General features: G+C 60.7%; 22 protein-coding genes. 13 read left to right on the top strand and 9 right to left on the bottom strand.

What is annotated here, in order from left to right:
• Positions 1-57 precede the first annotated feature (57 nt).
• The 4 genes from NBG89_RS02685 to NBG89_RS02700 are packed head-to-tail and all read left to right on the top strand — an operon-like array spanning position 58 to position 2,693.
• On the top strand, positions 58-1,014 hold the full coding sequence (locus NBG89_RS02685) for a heme o synthase (protein ID WP_431321603.1): 957 nt from the start codon (positions 58-60) through the stop codon (positions 1,012-1,014).
• On the top strand, positions 1,014-1,154 hold the full coding sequence (locus NBG89_RS02690; protein ID WP_028747883.1) for a hypothetical protein: 141 nt from the start codon (positions 1,014-1,016) through the stop codon (positions 1,152-1,154). Before NBG89_RS02685 ends, NBG89_RS02690 begins: the two co-directional genes overlap by 1 nt.
• A complete protein-coding gene (locus NBG89_RS02695; protein WP_088694529.1) occupies positions 1,151-1,756 on the top strand; it encodes a cytochrome c oxidase assembly protein in 606 nt (201 codons plus the stop codon). Before NBG89_RS02690 ends, NBG89_RS02695 begins: the two co-directional genes overlap by 4 nt.
• Positions 1,757-1,814: 58 nt before the next feature.
• On the top strand, positions 1,815-2,693 hold the full coding sequence (locus tag NBG89_RS02700) for a cytochrome c oxidase subunit 3 (RefSeq protein ID WP_088694528.1): 879 nt from the start codon (positions 1,815-1,817) through the stop codon (positions 2,691-2,693).
• 60 nt (positions 2,694-2,753) lie between these two features.
• Here the strand turns inward: NBG89_RS02700 and NBG89_RS02705 are convergent, their stop codons facing one another.
• The gene (locus NBG89_RS02705) at positions 2,754-3,395 is read right to left on the bottom strand and encodes a chloramphenicol phosphotransferase CPT family protein (RefSeq protein ID WP_431321604.1); all 642 of its coding nucleotides are present in this window, start codon (positions 3,393-3,395) and stop codon (positions 2,754-2,756) included.
• Between the two features lie 131 nt (positions 3,396-3,526).
• Here NBG89_RS02705 and NBG89_RS02710 point away from each other — a divergent pair, with 131 nt between their 5' ends.
• From NBG89_RS02710 to NBG89_RS02735, 6 genes are all read left to right on the top strand, one after another.
• Positions 3,527-3,910: a DUF983 domain-containing protein gene (locus tag NBG89_RS02710; RefSeq protein ID WP_431321605.1), complete on the top strand. Its 384-nt coding sequence runs from the start codon at positions 3,527-3,529 to the stop codon at positions 3,908-3,910.
• Complete coding sequence (locus tag NBG89_RS02715; RefSeq protein ID WP_431321606.1) at positions 3,903-4,652, top strand: SURF1 family protein; 750 nt, start codon at positions 3,903-3,905, stop codon at positions 4,650-4,652. The genes NBG89_RS02710 and NBG89_RS02715 overlap by 8 nt, the downstream gene beginning before the upstream one ends.
• Positions 4,653-4,714: 62 nt before the next feature.
• Entirely contained in the window at positions 4,715-5,716 is a 1,002-nt protein-coding gene (gene ispH / locus NBG89_RS02720) for a 4-hydroxy-3-methylbut-2-enyl diphosphate reductase (protein ID WP_431321607.1), read from the top strand.
• Between the two features lie 109 nt (positions 5,717-5,825).
• Positions 5,826-6,791, top strand: a complete 966-nt coding sequence (locus tag NBG89_RS02725) for a homoserine kinase (protein WP_431321608.1) — start codon at positions 5,826-5,828, stop codon at positions 6,789-6,791.
• A complete protein-coding gene (gene rnhA / locus NBG89_RS02730; RefSeq protein WP_431321609.1) occupies positions 6,788-7,228 on the top strand; it encodes a ribonuclease HI in 441 nt (146 codons plus the stop codon). The genes NBG89_RS02725 and rnhA overlap by 4 nt, the downstream gene beginning before the upstream one ends.
• A 90-nt stretch (positions 7,229-7,318) precedes the next feature.
• Positions 7,319-8,122 (top strand): endonuclease/exonuclease/phosphatase family protein, encoded by an 804-nt coding sequence (locus NBG89_RS02735; protein WP_431321610.1) that lies wholly within the window; start codon positions 7,319-7,321, stop codon positions 8,120-8,122.
• A gap of 71 nt (positions 8,123-8,193) precedes the next feature.
• Here NBG89_RS02735 and fdhA read toward each other — a convergent pair whose 3' ends face one another.
• The gene (gene fdhA / locus NBG89_RS02740; protein ID WP_088694520.1) at positions 8,194-9,384 is read right to left on the bottom strand and encodes a formaldehyde dehydrogenase, glutathione-independent; all 1,191 of its coding nucleotides are present in this window, start codon (positions 9,382-9,384) and stop codon (positions 8,194-8,196) included.
• Between the two features lie 237 nt (positions 9,385-9,621).
• Between fdhA and NBG89_RS02745 the strand changes: the two genes are divergently transcribed.
• The gene (locus NBG89_RS02745; protein ID WP_431321611.1) at positions 9,622-9,930 is read left to right on the top strand and encodes a Dabb family protein; all 309 of its coding nucleotides are present in this window, start codon (positions 9,622-9,624) and stop codon (positions 9,928-9,930) included.
• Between the two features lie 37 nt (positions 9,931-9,967).
• Here NBG89_RS02745 and NBG89_RS02750 read toward each other — a convergent pair whose 3' ends face one another.
• The 5 genes from NBG89_RS02750 to NBG89_RS02770 all read right to left on the bottom strand — a co-directional run bounded on the left by NBG89_RS02750 (position 9,968) and on the right by NBG89_RS02770 (position 14,135).
• The gene (locus tag NBG89_RS02750) at positions 9,968-10,867 is read right to left on the bottom strand and encodes a metal ABC transporter solute-binding protein, Zn/Mn family (protein ID WP_431321612.1); all 900 of its coding nucleotides are present in this window, start codon (positions 10,865-10,867) and stop codon (positions 9,968-9,970) included.
• Between the two features lie 17 nt (positions 10,868-10,884).
• Entirely contained in the window at positions 10,885-11,757 is an 873-nt protein-coding gene (locus NBG89_RS02755; RefSeq protein ID WP_431321613.1) for a metal ABC transporter permease, read from the bottom strand.
• Positions 11,754-12,494 carry a metal ABC transporter ATP-binding protein gene (locus NBG89_RS02760; RefSeq protein WP_431321614.1) on the bottom strand — a complete coding sequence of 247 codons (741 nt, stop codon included), beginning with the start codon at positions 12,492-12,494 and terminating at the stop codon, positions 11,754-11,756. The genes NBG89_RS02755 and NBG89_RS02760 overlap by 4 nt, the downstream gene beginning before the upstream one ends.
• 256 nt (positions 12,495-12,750) lie before the next feature.
• Positions 12,751-13,236 carry a peroxiredoxin gene (locus NBG89_RS02765; RefSeq protein ID WP_431321615.1) on the bottom strand — a complete coding sequence of 162 codons (486 nt, stop codon included), beginning with the start codon at positions 13,234-13,236 and terminating at the stop codon, positions 12,751-12,753.
• 62 nt (positions 13,237-13,298) lie between these two features.
• The gene (locus NBG89_RS02770) at positions 13,299-14,135 is read right to left on the bottom strand and encodes a protein-disulfide reductase DsbD domain-containing protein (protein ID WP_431321616.1); all 837 of its coding nucleotides are present in this window, start codon (positions 14,133-14,135) and stop codon (positions 13,299-13,301) included.
• 139 nt (positions 14,136-14,274) lie between these two features.
• Between NBG89_RS02770 and NBG89_RS02775 the strand changes: the two genes are divergently transcribed.
• Both NBG89_RS02775 and NBG89_RS02780 read left to right on the top strand, forming a co-directional pair.
• The gene (locus NBG89_RS02775) at positions 14,275-14,880 is read left to right on the top strand and encodes a YqgE/AlgH family protein (protein WP_088694514.1); all 606 of its coding nucleotides are present in this window, start codon (positions 14,275-14,277) and stop codon (positions 14,878-14,880) included.
• Positions 14,881-15,033: 153 nt separating this feature from the next.
• Positions 15,034-16,131 carry a zinc-binding metallopeptidase family protein gene (locus NBG89_RS02780; protein WP_431321617.1) on the top strand — a complete coding sequence of 366 codons (1,098 nt, stop codon included), beginning with the start codon at positions 15,034-15,036 and terminating at the stop codon, positions 16,129-16,131.
• On the opposite strand, the gene NBG89_RS02785 is transcribed toward NBG89_RS02780, so the two are convergent.
• Together NBG89_RS02785 and NBG89_RS02790 are read right to left on the bottom strand one after the other, a co-directional pair.
• A complete protein-coding gene (locus NBG89_RS02785) occupies positions 16,128-19,040 on the bottom strand; it encodes an EAL domain-containing protein (RefSeq protein WP_431321618.1) in 2,913 nt (970 codons plus the stop codon). The two genes, NBG89_RS02780 and NBG89_RS02785, sit on opposite strands and share 4 nt — an antisense overlap.
• Positions 19,037-19,651: a GNAT family N-acetyltransferase gene (locus tag NBG89_RS02790; RefSeq protein WP_431321619.1), complete on the bottom strand. Its 615-nt coding sequence runs from the start codon at positions 19,649-19,651 to the stop codon at positions 19,037-19,039. Before NBG89_RS02790 ends, NBG89_RS02785 begins: the two co-directional genes overlap by 4 nt.
• Positions 19,652-19,659: the final 8 nt, after the last annotated feature.

The raw sequence follows: 19,659 nt of genomic DNA on the forward strand, positions 1-19,659 counted from the left end.
TGCGACCGCCGCGTGTTACAGTGCGGCGGTCGGCTTACAAGTTTGCAGGACAAGAGAATGACAGTAATCGGCAATCGCAAAGCTCTGGCACACGACGGCGAGTTCCGCCTGTCGGAAGCGAGTGCGCGCGATTATTTCGAGCTCCTGAAGCCGCGCGTCATGTCGCTCGTGGTCTTCACGGCATTTGCCGGTCTCGTTCTGGCCCCGGGCCACATCAACCCGGTTCTCGGTCTCATTGCCATCCTTTGCATCGCCATCGGCGCGGGCGCTTCCGGCGCACTCAACATGTGGTACGACGCCGATATCGATGCGATCATGACCCGCACCGCCAAGCGTCCTATTCCGGCTGGCCGCATCGCTCCGCGCGAGGCTCTGGCATTCGGTCTAGTGCTTTCCTGTTTTTCGGTGATTATCCTAGGGCTCGCCATCAATTGGCTTGCAGCCTCGATTCTTGCCTTCACCATTTTCTTCTACGCCGTGATCTATACGATGTGGCTGAAGCGCTCGACGCCGCAGAACATCGTCATCGGCGGTGCAGCCGGTGCCTTTCCACCAATGATCGGTTGGGCCTGCGTGACCGGGACCGTCACCATCGAGAGCCTCGTGCTCTTCATGATCATCTTCCTGTGGACGCCAGCTCACTTCTGGGCGCTGGCGCTGTTCAAGATGCAAGACTATGAGGCAGTCGGCGTCCCGATGCTGCCCAACGTATCGGGCGAGCGTACCACCAAGCATCAGATCGTTGCCTACGCCGTGCTGACGGCGGTGTGCGGCGTGTTGCCGACGGCGCTCGGTTTTGCGAGCCTCGGCTACGGCCTGGTGGCCGCAGCACTCGGCGCAATCTTTATCTACTGTTCCATCGCCGTCTGGCGGATGCCGGACGGCGATGAGAAGATGATCCCGGCGAAGAAGCTCTTTGGCTTCTCGATCCTGTATCTCTTCGCGATCTTCTCCGCCCTGATGTTCGACCGGCTTGCGGCTGTGCTCGTTTCACACGCGGGAGGCATTTTCTGATGGACGTCGTCAAGCTTACGGAAGCGCAACGCAAGTCGCGCCGCAACCGCAATGTCGCTCTCGGTCTGGTCCTTGCCGGGCTGGTCGTGCTGTTCTACGCGATTACGATCGTGAAGTTTACGTCGGGGCACATGGGATGAGCGAGATGCAGAGCACGCCGAGAAAGCCGCGTAACAACGGTGCCGTCGTTTTCATGTGCCTTGCCTTCGTCTTCGGCATGGGCGCTGCCAGCTATGCGGCTGTTCCCCTCTACCGGATGTTCTGCCAGCTCACCGGCTATAACGGCACGACGCAGCGCGTTGAGCAGGCTTCCAGCGTGATCCTCGACCGCAAGATGCGAGTCACTTTCGACGCCAACGTTGCGCCGGGTCTCGACTGGGAGTTCAAACCGGTCGAGCGCGAGGTCAACCCGCGCATCGGCGAAACCATTCAGGTGAATTTCACCGCGGTGAACAAGTCGAACGAGCCGCAGCGCGGCCAGGCAGTGTTCAACGTGACCCCTGGCGAGGCGGGCGTTTATTTCAACAAGGTGCAGTGCTTCTGCTTCAATGAGACCGTTCTGAAGCCGGGCGAAAAGCTCGAGATGCCGGTCGTGTTCTATATCGATCCTGATATTACCAAGGCTGTGGAATCGAAGGATATCCACACCGTTACCTTGTCCTATACGTTCTATCCGAAAGAGGGCCCGAAGCCGGTGGCTTCGAATGAGGGTGGAACGGTAAAGCTTGAAAAGAAACTTTGATTGAGGTTCGTTTCCGGCTATGCCGGAGCGGAGAGGAAGAGATCCGGGGATAGCTTACATGGCTGATGCTCATCAGAAACATCACGACTACCACATCATCGACCCAAGCCCGTGGCCGCTGCTGGCTTCGATCGGCGCGTTCGTCATCACGTTCGGCGGCGTCGGCTTCATGCGCTATCTCAACGGTGGCTCGCTGCACCTCTTCGGCGTCGAGTGGGCCCATCCGTGGCTGTTCTTCATCGGCCTTGCTATCATTCTTTACGTCATGTTCGGCTGGTGGTCGGACACCGTGAAGGAAGCAGATGAAGGCGCCCATACGCGCGTCGTCTCGCTGCACCTTCGCTACGGCATGATCATGTTCATCGCGTCGGAAGTGATGTTCTTTGTCGCCTGGTTCTGGGCTTACTTCGACGCCAGCCTTTTCCCGAACGAAGCGATTCAGGCCTCCCGCCTTGCCTTTACCGGTGGTCAGTGGCCGCCGAAGGGCATTGAAGTTCTCGATCCCTGGCACCTGCCGATCTACAACACGGTCATCCTGCTGTTGTCCGGCACGACAGTCACCTGGGCCCACCATGCGCTGCTGCATAACGACCGCAGGGGCCTGATTCAGGGCCTGACGCTGACGGTTCTGCTTGGCATCCTGTTCTCCACGGTGCAGGCCTACGAATACGCACACGCTCCGTTCGCCTTCAAGAATTCGATCTACGGCGCGACCTTCTTCATGGCGACCGGCTTCCACGGTTTCCACGTTCTGATCGGTACGATCTTCCTCTTGGTCTGCCTGCTGCGCGCGATCCGCGGCGACTTCACGCCGAAACAGCATTTCGGCTTCGAGGCCGCGGCCTGGTATTGGCACTTCGTCGACGTCGTCTGGCTCTTCCTATTCTTCTGCATCTACGTCTGGGGCGGCTGGGGCGCGCCACTGGCTGCGGGCTGAGCCGAGGTCATGGATTAAAAAGGGCGGGTGCCACGGCACCCGCCCTTTTTGTTTTCTGGATCATCGCATGGCGGCGATGCGCTGGAATGCGGAGGGTTCGGGAATGCCGAGGTCGAGGCGTTGCCGGATTGCTTCGGCGCATTCGAGCGGCGTCAACACAGAGGTGTCCACCTCAAGATCGTAGATACCGGGGATATGGACCTGCTCCTGCCAGAGCTGGACGGGATGGGGGACCGCGTCGTTTTCGGTCGCCTTCATATAAAGCGTATGTCCCCCGGGTACAGGGATGTTTCGCCGCTTCATGATGACCTTGATCGGACATCTGACACCGACGAAAAGCACCGGCAATCCCTCAAGCCGGCGCGCGCAATCGGCGAGAATGCCGAGCGGCTGAGAGTAGCTGTCGTGATGGCCGAGGTCAGCCACCACATTGAGGCCGAGCCCGGCGTGAATGGCGATCGACTCATAGAGCGCCGCATAGAGAAACGGAACCATCTCCTCGAGGTCGGGACGTTCTCCGCCTGGGCGCAGCCCGATCCCAGGCAGATAGCGTTCCGGGGTCATGTCGTTGTAGGTGTCGACGCCGAGGTTCATCCAAGGGCCGTCGAAGCGCTCCTGGATCGCGTTGGCGATCGACGATTTTCCACTGCGCGGGGCGCCGTTCAGAATGACGATCTGTCCGGCCGAGCTGTCGTAGGTCATCAGTTTTCTTCTTCTGTTTGGCGCGAATCGCTGAGGCGAAAGAGCGCAGGTATTTCCTTTCCCTCTGCGAATACTTTATGGGTGAGTTAAGGCAGAGGCCCTGGTTGGCCATAGGCAATTGGAAGGATGGCATGAACGAGGACAGCGCACATTTCCCACCGGTCGATCCGGTGAAGACAGGCATTAAGGGATGCTGCCCACGCTGCGGCCAGGGAAAGCTCTTCAACGGCTTGTTGGCGCTGAAGCCACGCTGCTCGGCCTGTGGTCTCGATTACGCCTTTGCCGATGCCGGCGACGGTCCCGCGGTATTCGTGATTCTGATTGTCGGCTTCATCATCATCGGCTCGGTGCTGTGGCTTGAGGTCAACTACGCGCCGCCGATCTGGCTGCACATTCTGCTGTTCGGCCCTCTGACCGTCATTCTCTCCCTGTTTGCCCTACGCTGGTGCAAGGGGATCCTGATCGCGATGCAGTATCGCCATAACGCCAGCGAGGGGCGCATCTCTCGTGACTGAAGTTCATGTTTCGGCGTCTCGCCGGAAGCGGTCGATCCTCACCGGAACGGCGGTGCTGATCGCACTGGGGATTCTTCTCTCGCTCGGTACCTGGCAGGTCGAGCGGCTGCATTGGAAAGAAAAGCTGCTCACCGACATCGCCGAGCGCCGGCAGGCGCCGCCGGCATCGCTTGCCGATATCGAAGGCATGGCATCGAAAAGCGAGGACGTCGACTACCGTCACATCACGGTCATCGGCGAATACGTCAACAGCAAGGAGCGGCACTTCTTCGCGACCTGGCATGGCCAGACAGGCTTCTATGTCTACACCCCGCTGCAGCTTGCCGACGGCCGCTATCTCTTCGTCAACAGAGGTTTCGTTCCCTATGAGAACAAGGAACCGGAAATGCGCATGCAGGGCCAGCTGACCGATCAGCAGACGGTCACCGGTCTCGCCCGCGCGAAACTGGCAGGCAAGCCATCCTGGGTCGTGCCCGACAATGATGTCGCGAAGAACATCTTCTACTGGAAGGACCTCGATGTGATGGCCTCCAGTGTCGGTCTCGACAAGGCTCAAGTCGTTCCCTTCTTCGTGGACGCGGACGATACCCCCAATCCGAAGGGGCTGCCGATCGGCGGTGTCACCGATGTCGATCTGCCCAACAACCATCTGCAATATGCCTTCACATGGTATGGGCTTGCGGCAACGCTCGTGATCATCGTTGTGGTCGCCCGTTTCCGCAAGCGGGGGCCGGCGCAATAGTATCGCTTCAATTCTTGCCTATATTGGGCTAGAGAGCGCTATCTTCACACACCGGAACAGACATGAATATTGCGGCGAAACCACCCTTGACGATCAGGCTCTGCGGACCGCGCGGCTTTTGCGCCGGCGTCGACCGCGCCATCCAGATCGTCGTGCTGGCGCTGAAATCCTACGGGGCGCCGGTCTATGTCCGCCATGAAATCGTCCACAATCGCTATGTGGTCGAAGGCCTCGAGGCCAAGGGCGCGGTCTTCGTCGAGGAGCTCGACGAGATCCCGGAAGAGCATCGTGCCCAGCCGGTCGTCTTCTCCGCCCACGGCGTCCCGAAATCCGTGCCTGAAGATGCGAGCGCCCGCAACCTCTTCTATCTCGATGCGACGTGCCCGCTGGTGTCTAAGGTCCACAAGCAGGCCATGCGCCATAACCGGCTCGGCCGTCATGTCGTGCTCATCGGTCATGCCGGTCACCCTGAAGTCATCGGCACGATGGGTCAGTTGCCGGAGGGCTCTGTCTCCCTCATCGAGACGGTCGAGGACGCCGACGCCTATCAGCCCGCCGATCCCGATAATCTCGGCTACGTGACGCAGACGACGCTGTCGGTGGACGACACGGCCGGCGTCATCGCGCGCCTGCAGGAGCGCTTTCCCAATCTGACGGCGCCAGCCGCCGACTCGATCTGTTACGCGACCACCAACCGTCAGGAAGTGGTCAAGCAGGCTGCTCCCGGCTGCGATCTCTTCATCATCGTCGGAGCGCCGAACTCGTCGAATTCCAAGCGACTGGTCGAGGTGGCGCTGCGGGCAGGGGCCAAGAAGTCGCTCCTCGTGCAACGCGCCTCGGAACTTGATTGGGATGAGATCGGTCAGATCTCCACACTTGGACTTTCCGCCGGTGCATCGGCGCCGGAGGTGATCGTCAACGAAATTATCGAGGCCTTCCGCGCTCGCTTCGACGCCAAGGTCGAGCTCGCCGAGACGGTTCAGGAAAACGAGCATTTCCTCGTCAACCGCGAACTGCGCAACATAGAGCTGACGACGGCAGACATGGCATTCGTAAACGGGTAAACCGCAATTCCGCTCTGCGGGAGCAACCGTCGAGGGGACGATTGCGGCGGCCACTGGCGCCCGGGTAGGCGCAGTCTTCAATTGATCAAACATTTTCGCGGGACGTAAATTGGCAGTCTACACCGATATTTCCGAAGACGATTTGAAGTGGTTCCTGACGGAGTACGATGCCGGGACTTTGCTTTCCTACAAAGGCATTGCGGAAGGCGTCGAGAACTCGAACTTCCTGCTGCACACCACCAAGGACCCGCTGATCCTCACCCTTTACGAGAAGCGCGTCGAGAAGAACGATCTGCCGTTCTTCCTGGGGCTGATGCAGCATCTGGCGGCCCGCGGCCTGTCCTGCCCACTGCCGCTGCCGCGAAGAGACGGCGCCTTGCTCGGTACGCTTTCCGATCGCCCGGCAGCGCTGATCTCGTTCCTGGAAGGCATGTGGCTGCGCAAGCCCGAAGCCAAGCATTGCCGCGAGGTGGGCAAGGCGCTCGCCCAGATGCATGTCGCCGGCGAAGGCTTCGAGCTGAAGCGTCCCAATGCGCTGTCCGTTGATGGCTGGAAGGTGCTTTGGGAGAAGTCCGAGGCTCGCGCCGACGAGGTGGAGAAGGGACTGCAGAACGAGATCCGCACGGAGCTCGATTTCCTCGCCGCCCATTGGCCGACGGACCTGCCTGATGGCGTCATCCACGCCGATCTGTTCCCGGACAACGTCTTTTTCCTCGGCGACGAACTGTCCGGCCTGATAGATTTCTATTTCGCCTGCAACGACCTGCTTGCCTATGACGTCTCGATCATCCTGAATGCCTGGTGCTTTGAGAAGGACGGCGCCTACAACATCACCAAGGGCATGGCGATGCTGGAGGGCTACCAGAGTGTCCGGCCTCTCAGTGATGACGAACTGATAGCGCTCCCAATCCTCTCGCGTGGTTCGGCGCTGCGCTTCTTCCTGACGCGCCTCTACGATTGGCTGACGACGCCGGAGGGCGCGCTGGTCACCAAGAAGGATCCGCTCGAATATCTGCGCAAGCTGCGCTTCCACCGGCAGATCGGCTCAGCCGCCGAATATGGGCTTGCGGTATGAAGCACGTCGATATCTTCACGGACGGCGCCTGCTCGGGCAATCCCGGCCCCGGCGGCTGGGGGGCAGTGCTGCGCTACGGCGAGGTGGAAAAGGAACTCTTCGGCGGCGAGCCCGAAACCACCAACAACCGTATGGAGCTGCTGGCGGCGATCTCCGCCTTATCGGCGCTGAAGATGCCTTGCGAAGTCGACCTTTACACGGACAGCGTCTACGTCAAGGACGGCATCTCCAAATGGATTTTCGGTTGGAAAAAGAACGGCTGGAAGACCGCGGACAAGAAGCCGGTGAAGAACGCGGAGCTTTGGCAGGCGCTTGAGGAAGCCCGAAACAAGCACAAGGTGACTCTGCACTGGGTCAAGGGCCACACCGGCCATCCTGAAAACGAGCGCGCCGACGAACTCGCCCGCAAGGGAATGGAGCCGTTCAAGAAGCGCTAGAGCTTGTCGCTCAGAATGTCGCAGAAACAAGGACATCGAGCGTTTCCTTGAATCTGCAAGGAAGCGCTTGGCGCAGACCGGAGGGATGTCATGCGGATTGTCTCGTTGAATGCATGGGGCGGAAAGCTGCATGCGCCCCTCATTCCCTACCTTGCCGGGATTGACGCGGATGTTCTCTGCCTGCAGGAGATCACCCGCTCGGTGACCGTTTCCAATGACTGGCTGGTATACCGCGATGGCAGCCACATCCTGCCACAGCGCGCTAATCTATTTGCCGAGATCAAGGCGGTCCTTCCCGCCTATGACGCCTTCTTCGCGCCGACCGCGCGGGGCGAACTGTTCGAAGGCGAGACCTCTGTCATGTCGGAATTCGGTCTTGCAACCTTCGTGCGCCCATCTCACTCGATTATCGGCCAGGCCATGGATTTCGTGCATGGCGAGTTCTCGGCTGATGGCTATGGCGCGCACCCCCGTGCGCGCAATACGCAGTGCCTTCGCCTGTTCGATTATCGCGCCAATCGCCCGATCACCATCGCCCAACTGCACGGTCTGCGCGACCTTGCCGGGAAGGGAGACACACCAGCGCGTCGCGGGCAGGCGGATGCCTTGGTCGCTCTCATCCGCCGCATATGGCGCGAAGGCGAGCCGCTGGTCGTCTGCGGCGACTTCAACGTGCTCCCCGACAGTGTCATGTTCGGGGCGCTTGCCGAACTCGGTCTCACCGACCTCGTGACCTCGCGCGGCCACACGGATACGCGGACCTCGCACTACGTGAAGCAAGGCCGCTACGCGGACTACATGCTGGTCACATCGAACATCAACGTCGCAGCGTTCGACGTCGTTGAAGAGCCCGAGGTTTCCGATCATCGGGCGCTATTGCTGGAGATTTCGTAGGGGAGAGCACTGCCGGATGGCGCAGCGGTGCAGGTGGCATCCGCTGCGCCGAGCCTTGGGAGGCTTGTCGACTATGCTACCTTGGCGACTTCGCCATGCGGGTCGAGGACGAACTTCGTGGCCGCACCGTGGTCGAAGCTTTCATAGCCCTGCACCGCATCTTCGAGCGGAATGACCTTGGCGTTGACGATATCGGCAATCGGCAGCCGGTCGTGCAGGATCGCCTGCATGAGCTGGCGGTTATACTTCAGCACCGGCGTCTGACCCGTGTGGAAGGACTGCGCCTTTGCCCAGCCGAGACCGAAGCGAAGCGACAGGTTGCCATGCTTGGCGGCATTGTCGACCGCACCGGGGTCTTCGGTCACGTAGAGGCCCGGAATGCCGATCGAGCCCGCCGCGCGGGTGATCTCCATCATCTGGTTCAGAACGATCGCCGGCTGCTCGCCGCCGCTATGGCCGCGCGCTTCGAAGCCGACGGCGTCGATTGCGCTGTCCACTTCGTTACTGCCGGTCACCTGCGCGATCATGTCGCCGAGCCGGTCGCTCTTCGACAGGTCGATCGGCTCGAAGCCGACCTTGGCGGCATGGGCAAGGCGATCCTTGTTGAAGTCGCCGATCATCACCACCGCAGCGCCGAGGATGCGGGCGGATGCAGCCGCTGCAAGCCCGACCGGGCCGGCACCGGCGACATAGACAGTGGATCCAACGCCGACGCCGGCGCGCACCGCGCCATGGAAGCCGGTCGGCAGGATGTCGGAGAGCATGGTCAGATCGCGAATCTTCTCCATGGCGCGGTCGCGATCGGGGAATTTCAGCAGATTGAAATCGGCATAGGGAATGGTCACGTAACGCGCCTGGCCGCCGATCCAGCCGCCCATGTCGACATAGCCATAGGCACCGCCGGCGCGCGACGGGTTGACCGTCAGGCAGACGCCGGTGTCCTGCGATTTGCAGCAGCGGCAGCGGCCGCAGGCGACGTTGAACGGCACGGAGACGATATCGCCGATCTGAAGCATCTCGACATCGACGCCCTTCTCGATCACCTCGCCGGTGATTTCGTGGCCGAGGACGAGGCCGGGCATCGCCGTCGTGCGGCCGCGAACCATATGCTGGTCCGATCCGCAGATGTTGGTGGAGATCACTTTCAGGATGACACCGTGTTCGATCTTGCGGCCGTCGGGGGCCTCGAGTTTCGGATCGTCGATGTCGTGGATTTCGACCTTGCCGGGTCGCATGTAGACGACGCCTCGGTTCTTGCTCATTTTCATCTCCTCCGTTGAAAATGCTGTCGACCGTCCGTGGCTCCTCAACCTGATCCGGCCGTTGACAACAGACTAAAGAAGAATGGCCACAGCGTTGTTCCGATTGCGACGGTTTGAGGGGTCGAAATGGCCGTCGGGCATTGACTGCCAGCTTTCCTGTTGAGAGCGGCCTTTGTTGTTGCCCGGCCCACGCTTCCCTCTCTATGCTTGCAGCCAATGTCATTGGGAGGATGCCATATGATCCTGCACTGCGTACTGATGCGGCTGAAGGCCGCGATGACGATCGAAGAGAAGCAGTCCTTGTTCGAATCGATCGTCGCGCTGAAGCAGGTGATCCCCGGCATCATCGACATCAAATACGGCCCCAACGTCTCGCCGGAGGGGCTGCACGCCGGTTATGTCGACGGTTTTGCCGTGACCTTTGAAAGCGCCGAAGCGCGCGATGCTTATCTCGTGCACCCGGAGCATGTGGGCGTCGGCGAGCGCATTGTCTCCTCTACGGATGGTGGTCTGGGTGGCCTGATCGTATTCGATCTCAATTATTGAGGCTGGGCCGCGCCATTGCGCGACCCAGCCGTCGCCGTCAGGTGGCTTTCGCCATCGCCGCCACAAGCTGGTCGACGTTGTAGCGGAACATCTTCTCGTAGGTCGATGCTGGCCCCTTGGCGTCGGAAAGAGACTCGACGTAGAGTTCGCCACCGGGTTCTGCACCCGTCGCCTTCGCGATCTGCCGGACGAGGCGCGGATCGTTGGAGTTCTCGAAGAAATACGTCTTCACGTGCTCGGTCTTGATCTGTTCGATCAGTTTGGCGACATCCGCGGCAGACGCTTCGCTCTCTGTCGAAACGCCGATCGGGGCGAGGAACTTCACGCCATACTCACGACCGAAATAGCCGAACGCGTCGTGGCTGGTCAGCACTTTGCGATGGTCGGCAGCGATGGTATCGAGCTTCGAATGCGCATAGGCATCGAGCGCGTCGAGATGCTTCAGATAGGTCTCGGCATTGACCTTGAACGCCGCAGCATCGGCCGGAGCAGCCTTCGCAAGCGCCTGTTCGATGTTGGCAACCCAGACCTTGACGTTGACGGGACTGTTCCAGACATGCGGATCGGTGACCGTCTGCCCGTCCTCGTCCATGGTGCGGAACTCTATCCCTTCCGAGACGACGACTGGCTTTCCCTTGTAGCCTGAGGCGCTGATGAGGCGGTCCATCCAGCCCTCCAGACCCTCGCCGCTGACGAAGGCGACCTGTGCGGCATTGAGGTTCCTTGCGTCGCTTGGCGACGGTTCAAACTCATGGGGATCGCCGTTCGGGCCGACGAGGCTTGTGACGGTCACGCGGTCACCGCCGACCTGGCGGACCACGTCGGCGAGAACGGTGAAGGAGGCCACGACCTTGATGGGCGCAGCAGATACGGACGTTGTCGAAAGCGCCACGAGCGCGGGGAGCATCACTGAGAAAAGCAGTCTGCGGGAAATCATGAGGGTCTCCGGGGTTGTCAGCCCTTCAGGTGCGGGCGAGGGAAATACCGCCGGGCGAGGCCCGACGGCGCGAGGAAGATCGAAAGGCCGTAAAGCAGTGCCGCCGTCATGATGATCGTCGGTCCGGAGGCGAGTTCGAGATGGTAGGAGGCAATGAGCCCGAGATAGCCGGAGGCAGTAGCGCTCGCGGCTGCGATCGCCATCATCGAAGGGAGACTACGCGACCAGAGCTGCGCGATCGCTGCCGGCAGCATCATCAGACCAACCGCCATCAACGTTCCCAATGCCTGGAAACTGGCGACCAGATTGAGCACGACCAGCAGCAGAAAGAGAAAGTGATAGATCGGTCCGCGTCCGCCGATAGCCCTGAGGAAACCCGGATCGAAACACTCCGCGACCAGCGGCCGGTAGATGATCGCGAGGACTGCCAGTGTCACGGTGCTGATGACGCCGATCTCATAAAGGGCAGGAGCATCGATCGCGAGAATGGTGCCGAACAGGACATGCAACAGGTCGATATTCGAGCCGCGCAAGGAAACGATGAGCACGCCAAGCGCCAGCGAGGAGAGGTAGAAGCTGGCGAAGCTCGCATCCTCCTGCAAGGACGTCACGCGGCTGACCATGGCGGAGAGGAGCGCAACTGAAAGCCCGGCAACGAGCCCCCCGAGGCCCATCGCCGTCAAGGAGAGCGAACCGGCGACAAGATAGCCAATCGCAGCGCCGGGCAAGACGGCGTGGCTCATCGCGTCGCCGACGAGGCTCATTCGCCGCAGCATAAGGAAGACCCCGATCGGCCCGGAGCCAAGCCCAAGGCACAGGCAGGCGACGAGCGCGCGGCGCATGAAGCCATAATCCGCGAAAGGCGCGAGGAGGAGGTCGAAGGCGGTCATCTCGCTGGCTCGCAAATGCCGGCGCTCTCGTCCCACTGCTCGGCCATCGCCCGCGCTTTGCGGAGGTTCCCCGGGGACATGACATTCGCCGTTGCTCCCCAACCGATAACTTCGCGCGCAAGCAGGAGTGTCTGCGGAAAGTGGGCACGGACCTGCTCGAAATCGTGAAGGACTGCGAGGATCGTTCGTCCCTCGTGATGCCAATCCGCGACGATCTCCAAGAGATCCCGCGTCGTGCGACCATCGATGGCCGTGAACGGCTCGTCGAGAAGGATGACGCTCGCATCCTGCAGGAGCAGCCGGGCAAAGAGCACGCGCTGGAACTGCCCGGCTGAGAGCGATCCAATGCCGCGCCGATCAAAGCCTTCGAGGCCAACCATGGCGAGCGCGTCGCGCGCTTTCTGCCGCTCCGCCGATGCGATCTGTCCGAAAGCTCCCGACTGCCGCCAGGCTCCCAGCAGAACCGTGTCGAGCACCGAGATCGGAAAGCGGCGGTTGATGTCGGTCGCTTGTGGCAGATAGCCGAAATCCGTGCGCTTCAGTTGGTGCCTTATGGTGCCGGAGGAGGGGCGGAGTTCTCCGATGATCGCCTTCAGCAGGCTGGACTTGCCGGCTCCGTTTGGACCGGCGATTGCGGTAAGGCTTCCGACCGCAACGATTCCAGAAACATGATGCACGGCCGGATGCCGCTCATAGGCGACCGTCAGGTCTTCAAGCTCGATCGCAACGGCGCTCATGGCAGCAGCGTCGCCCAATTGATCACTGCCCAGAGTGGGATGCCAATCAATGCGACGTAGAAAACACGACGGCCAGCAGAAAGCGCCATCAGGCCCCTGGAATGTTGAAACTTCGAGAAATACATATTGCACCAAATGTAATAACATTACTGTTATGTTATAACAAATAAGGCAAAAACGTGGCGCGCTGCGAACTTAAACGTAGACATAAAAAAGCGGCCGCATGGGCCGCTTCAGATGGTCGAGGTGTGAAGCCTTACAGCAGCTCCAGCATCCTGGCTGCACCGGAAACCGTGGCCTGACCTGGGTTTTCTTCGACGTTCAGCGATTTCACGACGCCGTCTTCGACGAGCATGGAGTAGCGCTTCGATCGGACACCGAGACCGCCGGCCGATAGATCGGCATCGAGACCGAGCGCCTTGGTGAAGCTCGCGTCCCAATCAGCGAGGAAGTGGATCTTGCCCATGCCGCCGGAGGACTGGGCCCAGGCACCCATCACGTGCCAATCGTTGACGGCGACAACGGCGATATCATCGACGCCCTTGGAAAGGATCGAGTCGCGGTTTTCGAGGTAACCCGGTAGATGGTTCAGCGAGCAGGTAGGCGTGAACGCACCAGGGACCGCAAAGAGGACGACGCGCTTGCCGTTGAAAAGCTGCTCTGTCGAAATTTCGACCGGGCCATCCGCCGTCTTTTCCTTGAAGGTGGCCGCAGGAAGCTGGTCGCCGATTGCGATGGTCATGGACGTCTCCTTGTCATGTGGCGGCACAAATGCCGCGATTTCGGCGCGACTATAGAACGCGATCACTCAAAGGCAAGCGGGGTCTCGATAGCGCGCGAACCGTCGATGACGAGTGCGCTCCACGTCTTTCCGTGGATGTCGTATGCCTTCGGCAGCTTGCCGACGGACAGCGTCGTCGTGAACTTGTTGCCGTCGCGATGGGTCGCTATTTGCTTGGTAAAGACGTGCCCGCTCGGGCCTGCGACGATCACCTTCGGCGCGCTCTCGCCGCTCTCCGGAAGGGTAATGCGGAGAGAAAGTTCCTTCATGTCGGCCGACAGCGTGTGGTCGTCCACCTTGAATGTAGACGAGGCGGCTTCCGGCAAAGCGGCCTCGGCATCCCGGAGGATCTTTTCCTCTTCAGGGCGAAAACTGGTCAACGGTCCAAAGGTCAGCGAGAGCTCTGCCTGAAAGGGGATGCAGATTTCCTTGCAGATGCCGATAAAGGCATTTGCCTTGAGTTCCCGGAGAGCCGGGTCTTTCGCCGTCAATTGCAGCGGGAAGGTCACCGACGCGTCGTAAGCCACCTCATCGACCTTGTCGTCGGCAATGTGCTTCGGGATAGGAAAGCTCATCTTGTCGAACGAGACGCCTTCAGAAGAAAAACTGACTTGAGGCGGGATGCCGCTGTTCCCCGGTTCCCGCCAATAGGTAATCCAGCCTGGCTTCGGCTCGATCTGCAGTCCGGCGCGAATAGTCCCGCTTGCATCAGGTGGCAGCGCGATCAGCCGCATTCGACCGCCCTCGTTGTTGGCCCAGGCACTCATCTCCGCCCTGGCAGGATGAGAAAGCTGAACGACGGCCACGAGCAGGCAGAAAGCGGAGCAGAATTGGCGGGTGACGCGTGAAATAGTTTGCATGGATCAACGCTCTATTGAAAATCCCCATGCCCGGCTAGAAGTCGCTACCATTTTAGTTTTCATTTTCAGTTGATTGATCCGTGACATTGGCTCATGCTCATGGTGTCGGGGCCTCGTGCGGTCTGGCAGAGGAGGAATGATGTCCTTGGCGACCCTGAAAAACAAAAGAGAACGTGGCTTCTTCGATGGCCAGTTTCTCATTGCCATGCCGGGCATGGAGGATCGAAACTTCGCCCGCACGGTGATCTATATCTGCGCCCATTCGGATGCCGGCGCGATGGGGTTCGTGATCAACCGTCCGCAGAACCTGACCTTTACCGACGTTCTCCTGCATCTCGAAATGATCAAGGACGAGGAGGCCATCGTGCTTCCGCCACATGCGCGCGATTGCCCGATCCAGACCGGCGGGCCGGTGGAAAGCGGCCGCGGCTTCGTCCTGCACTCCGACGACTATCTCTGCGATTCCAGCATTCCCGTCAGCGACGATATCTGCATGACGGCCACGCTCGACATTATCCGCGCGATTTCCAAGGGCAAGGGACCGAAGCGGGCCACCATGCTGCTCGGCTATGCCGGCTGGGGCGCGGGTCAACTGGAAGCCGAAGTCGGCAACAACGGCTGGCTCACATGCGCCGCGAATGAGGAGCTAATCTTCGATCGCAGCCTCGACGACAAGTACGAGCGCGCGCTGGCCACGATGGGCATCAATGCCGCCATGCTTTCGGCCGAGGCCGGCCACGCCTAATTGGCGGAACGATCTGCAAAAAAGCGCGTTCTCTGCTGGCGCGGGCAACAAGGCCCGGTCAGGAGAAGAAAGTTTGATGGAAACCACGGCTGGAAATTGCCCGCTGTCCATTTTGTATAGCGGGTTTTGACCCTGTCATCGAGGAGGCGCGCGTTGAGGCTCTTTGCATGTGATAACTGCGACCAGGTTGTTCATTTCGACAATCGCCAGTGCGTCCGGTGCGGTCATCGCCTTGGCTTCCAGCCGAATGGTCTGCGCATGCATGCTGTTCAGCAGCAGGACGGGGATCTCTGGCAATACGCTGCTCAGCCGGACCTGGTACGCTTCTGCGCCAATGCCGGCCTCGACATCTGCAACTGGCTCGTAGAGGACGGCGACGCGGGTGATTACTGCGTCACCTGCCGGCATAACCGGCTCGTGCCGAATTCAGCGACGAAGGATGGCGTGGACCGGTGGCGTCGCATCAGCCAGGCACAACGACATCTCTTCTACTCGCTCTTGCGCTGGCGCCTGCCGCACCCGGACCGCACGCAGGATCCCGTAGGCGGCCTTGTTTTCGATTTCCTTGAAGATACAGTTCAGGATGACGGCAGCGTCGTCCCGGCGATAACGGGACACGAGGAGGGCCTGATCGCAATTCGGGCCGCTGAGGCCGACGACCTCACGCGCGAACAGGCGCGCACCTCGATGAACGAACCTTACCGGACGCTGCTCGGCCATTTCCGCCATGAGACGGGCCATTTTATCTGGAGCCGCCTCGTGCGCGACAGGAACGCCTTCGATGAGTTCCGGGCAGTGTTCGGCGATGAGCGCCGGGATTACGGCGAAGCCCTTGCGCAGCACTATGAGAATGGCGCTCCGCTCGGCTGGCAGGAGAGTTTTGTCAGCGCTTATGCCAGTGCTCATCCCTGGGAAGACTTCGCTGAGTGCTTTGCCCATTACCTCCACATCGTCGACACGTTGGAGACCGCGCGAGCCTTCGGCGTTGCAATTGATCCCCGCGGTCACGAAGAGATGGCGGCAGAGGTCGATTTCGACCCCTACAGGGCAGCAAGTGCCGATCAGCTTGTCGACGAGTGGGTGCCGCTCAGCGTTGCGATCAACTCGATACAGCGCAGCATGGGGCAGCCCGATTCCTACCCATTCGTGCTGTCGGCGCCGGTGGTCGCCAAGCTCGAATACATGCATCGGCTGATAGCGGGAGCCGCTACGCCGCCACAGGGGCAGCATAGCTTGAGTCGGGTCGCTTAAGCGCGCTTCGTCAACGGGAAGCGTTCCTTCAGCAGCCGCAAGACGGACTCCGATGCCATTGGCGGTCCGAAGAGGTAACTCTGCCCGAAGGTGCAGCCCATCTTGGCAAGCTCGATCGCGTCCTCGTTGGACTCGATCCCCTCGGCAACCACCTTCATATCCAGTTCGCGCGCCATGGCGATCACCGAGCGAAGCACGGTCGCCTTCTTGTCACTCGCGTCGCACACCATCGTCTTGTCGAGCTTGATCGTGTCGAACGGGAAGCGCGTTAAATAGGCAAGCGACGAATAGCCGGTTCCGAAATCGTCCAACGCCAGGCCAAGGCCCATTTCCCGGAGCTTCTCAAGCACGAGGCGTGCCTGCTCCGGATTCTCCATGACCATGGACTCTGTCAGCTCGAGCTTCAAACGCGCAGGATCGCAATGGGTCTTCGCCAGAACCGAGCGGACGTCGTCGTAGAGCTCGTTATTGAGCAACTGGGCGCTCGAAAGGTTGATCGAGACAAAGATCGGCAGCTCGCCGGTCTGGTTCTCCCAGCCCATCAGGTCGTTTGTCGCCTGCTCCAGGGCAAAGAGACCGAGCATGTCGATGATGTCGGATGTCTCCGCGATCGGAATGAATTCCGAAGGCGGAATGCTGCCGCGTTTCGGATGCTCCCATCGCATCAGGGCTTCGAAGCCGGCAATCTCTACACTCTCCAGCCCTGCGATCGGCTGGTAGACCATCGACAGTTCCTTGCGCTCGATGGCACGACGCAGGTCGGACTCGAGCTGCAGCCGGTCGGCACCGAAATCGCGGAAGGCGGGCTGGAACGGTTCGACACGATTGCCGCCGGCGCGTTTGGCGCGGTACATCGCAAGCTCCGCGTCGCTGAGCATGCCGGCAGCACTTTCCTGCTGGTCGACGAAGGAGGCAAGCCCGATCGACGCCGTCAGGATGATCTCGCGATTGGCGAAGTTGATTGGCACCATGATCGCCTTGCTGATCGCATCGGCGAAATCGGCCACCTTCGTCGGATCGCGCTCCGACGTTAGGATCAGACCGAACTGATCGCCGGAAAGTCGTGCAAGCGTATCCTGCGGCTTGAGCAGTCGGCGCAGACGGCGCGTGAGCGCGATCAGGATGTTGTCGCCGGCGGCGATCCCGAGCGTGTCGTTCACCAGCTTATAGCGGTCGATATCGATCACTATTACCGTCGGGCGCAGCGTCTCACCACCGGGCGCCAATGCAAGCACGGCCTGTAGGCGATCAAGGAACAGCTGCCGGTTTGGCAAGCCGGTCAGATTGTCGTGCAGTGCGTCGTGCAGCAGCCGTTCGACCGAATTTTTTTGTTCGGTGACGTCGACGATGGTGCCGACGCAGCGAATGATCTCGCCGTTCGAGCCAAGCACCGGCCGGGCGCGGATGAGGAGCCAGTGGAAATGACCGTCTTCCGCGCGAATGCGGAACTCGTGGTTCAGTCGGCCGCGGCGATGTTCGAGCAAGACGTCGAGCGTCGCCCGGAAGCGGTCGCGATCGTCGGGATGGAGCCGCGGCAGCCAGTTGCGGGCCGCGCCATGCATCGTGCCGAGAGGAAGGCCGAGTTTAGCGGATACATCCGGGATCGTAACGACGCGGTCACGTGCCACGTCCCAGTCCCACACCATGTCGCCCGAGCCCGTCAACGCCAGCGATTGCCGTTCGAGATCGGAAAACAGCCCCTGCTGGAACGCGCCGCCGGCAAAGGCGTGCTGCATGACGGTAAAGCCGATCAGCAGGACAATGAGAACGAGGCCGCCGCCGAGCGCCGGCTGGATGATGTCGTTGTCGAGCCGGCCGGTAATCGTCAGCCAGGCGCCGAAGATCCAGACGAGGATCAGCGCCCAGGCCGGCACCAGCAGGATCGCGCGGTCATAGCGATTGAGGCCGAGATAGACGATCAGCAGAAGGCCCATCGTCGCGGTGAGCGCAAAGGACAGGCGCGCGATGCCGGCGGCGATTGCCGGATCGTAGATCGCGACGCCGAAGAGCAGCGCTAGGCCAAGCACCCAGGCGAGCGTCAGGTAGCCGAGATGCGTGTGCCAGCGGTTGAGGTTAAGGTAAGTGAACAGGAAGATGACGAAACTGGAGGCGAGGGCGACTTCCGCACAGGCGCGCCATATGCGCTGGTCGGTCGACGCTATGCTGATCAACTTGCCGAGAAAGCCGAAGTCGACGCAGATATAGCCGAGCACCGCCCACGCGAGTGCTGCCGTCGCCGGCAGCATCGACGTGCCCTTGACCACGAACAGGATCGTCAGGAACACCGCCAGCAAACCGGCAATGCCGAGTACGATGCCGCGATAGAGCGTGAACGCGTTGATCGTGTCCTTGTAGGCGTCGGGTTCCCAGAGATAGATCTGCGGCAATTCCGGCGTCGTCAGCTCGGCGACGAAAGTGATGACGGCGCCGGGGTTGAGCGTGATGCGGAAGACATCCGCCTCGTCACTCGGTTGTCGATCGAGTGCAAAGCCTTCGCTCGGCGTGATCGCGATAATGCGCTGCGAGCCGAGGTCTGGCCAGAACAGCTTGGAATTCACGAGGCGGAAATGGGGCGCCACGATCACGCGCTCAAGCTGCTCGTCGGAGACGTTGGCGAGCGCGAAGACTGCCCAATCGCCCTGGTGGTTTTCGGAGCTGGCACGTACCTCAATACGGCGGCGAATGCCATCGGCGCCGGCAGCGGTAGAAACCTGAAAGGCTTCACCCTGGTTGGCGTAGATTTCCGTGGTGGCAGTCAGATCGAGCGCGGTATCGTCGCGGGAGATCTTGACCGGTTCGGCTGCCTGAACATGACCTGCCGCTAGCATGAAGGCCGACAGCAAGAGAGCTGCGATCACCGCGATCAATCGTCCGGCCGGTGATGAGAGCAGCATGCGATTGTTAGTCATCGGCTGTCGGTTATCCTGCCTTTATCCGTGTCCGTGGCGAGCAATGAGAACATCACGTGGTCGTGCCACTGACCGTTGATTTTCAAGTATCCGCGCAGATAGCCTTCCCGCTTAAACCCGGCTTTTTCAAGCAGGCGGATGCTCCGAGCATTGTCTGGAATACAGGCTGCTTCGATACGGTGCAACTCAAGCCCTGTGAAGATGTAGGGTATAACCAATTGAAGTGCGGCGAACATATGGCCCTGACCGGCATAGGCCTCGCCCATCCAGTAACCGATCATGCAGCTTTGTGCCGCCCCGCGCCTGATGTAGCCGATCGTAATGCCGCCGAGCAGCGTTGTGTTCTGTTTGTGGAACAGAAAGAGCGGGATTGCCTGGCCCGAGGCATACTCCTGCTTGCCGCGGATGACGCGGGCGCGGTAGGCGCCCTCCGTCAATTCATCACGACGCCATGTCGGTTCCCAGGGTTCCAGGAACTGCCGGCTGGCCGCCCGCAGCTTGTGCCACTGGTTGAAGTCCTGGTAGCGCGGCAGGCGCAGCACATAGTACTCGTTCTCGAGCTCCACCGAATCCGGCTGTCGCGACAGAAACCGAAAAACCGATTTTGGCATCGATCACT

The sequence above is a fragment of the Rhizobium sp. YTU87027 genome, assembly GCF_050644135.1.
Classification (GTDB): Bacteria; Pseudomonadota; Alphaproteobacteria; order Rhizobiales; family Rhizobiaceae; genus Rhizobium.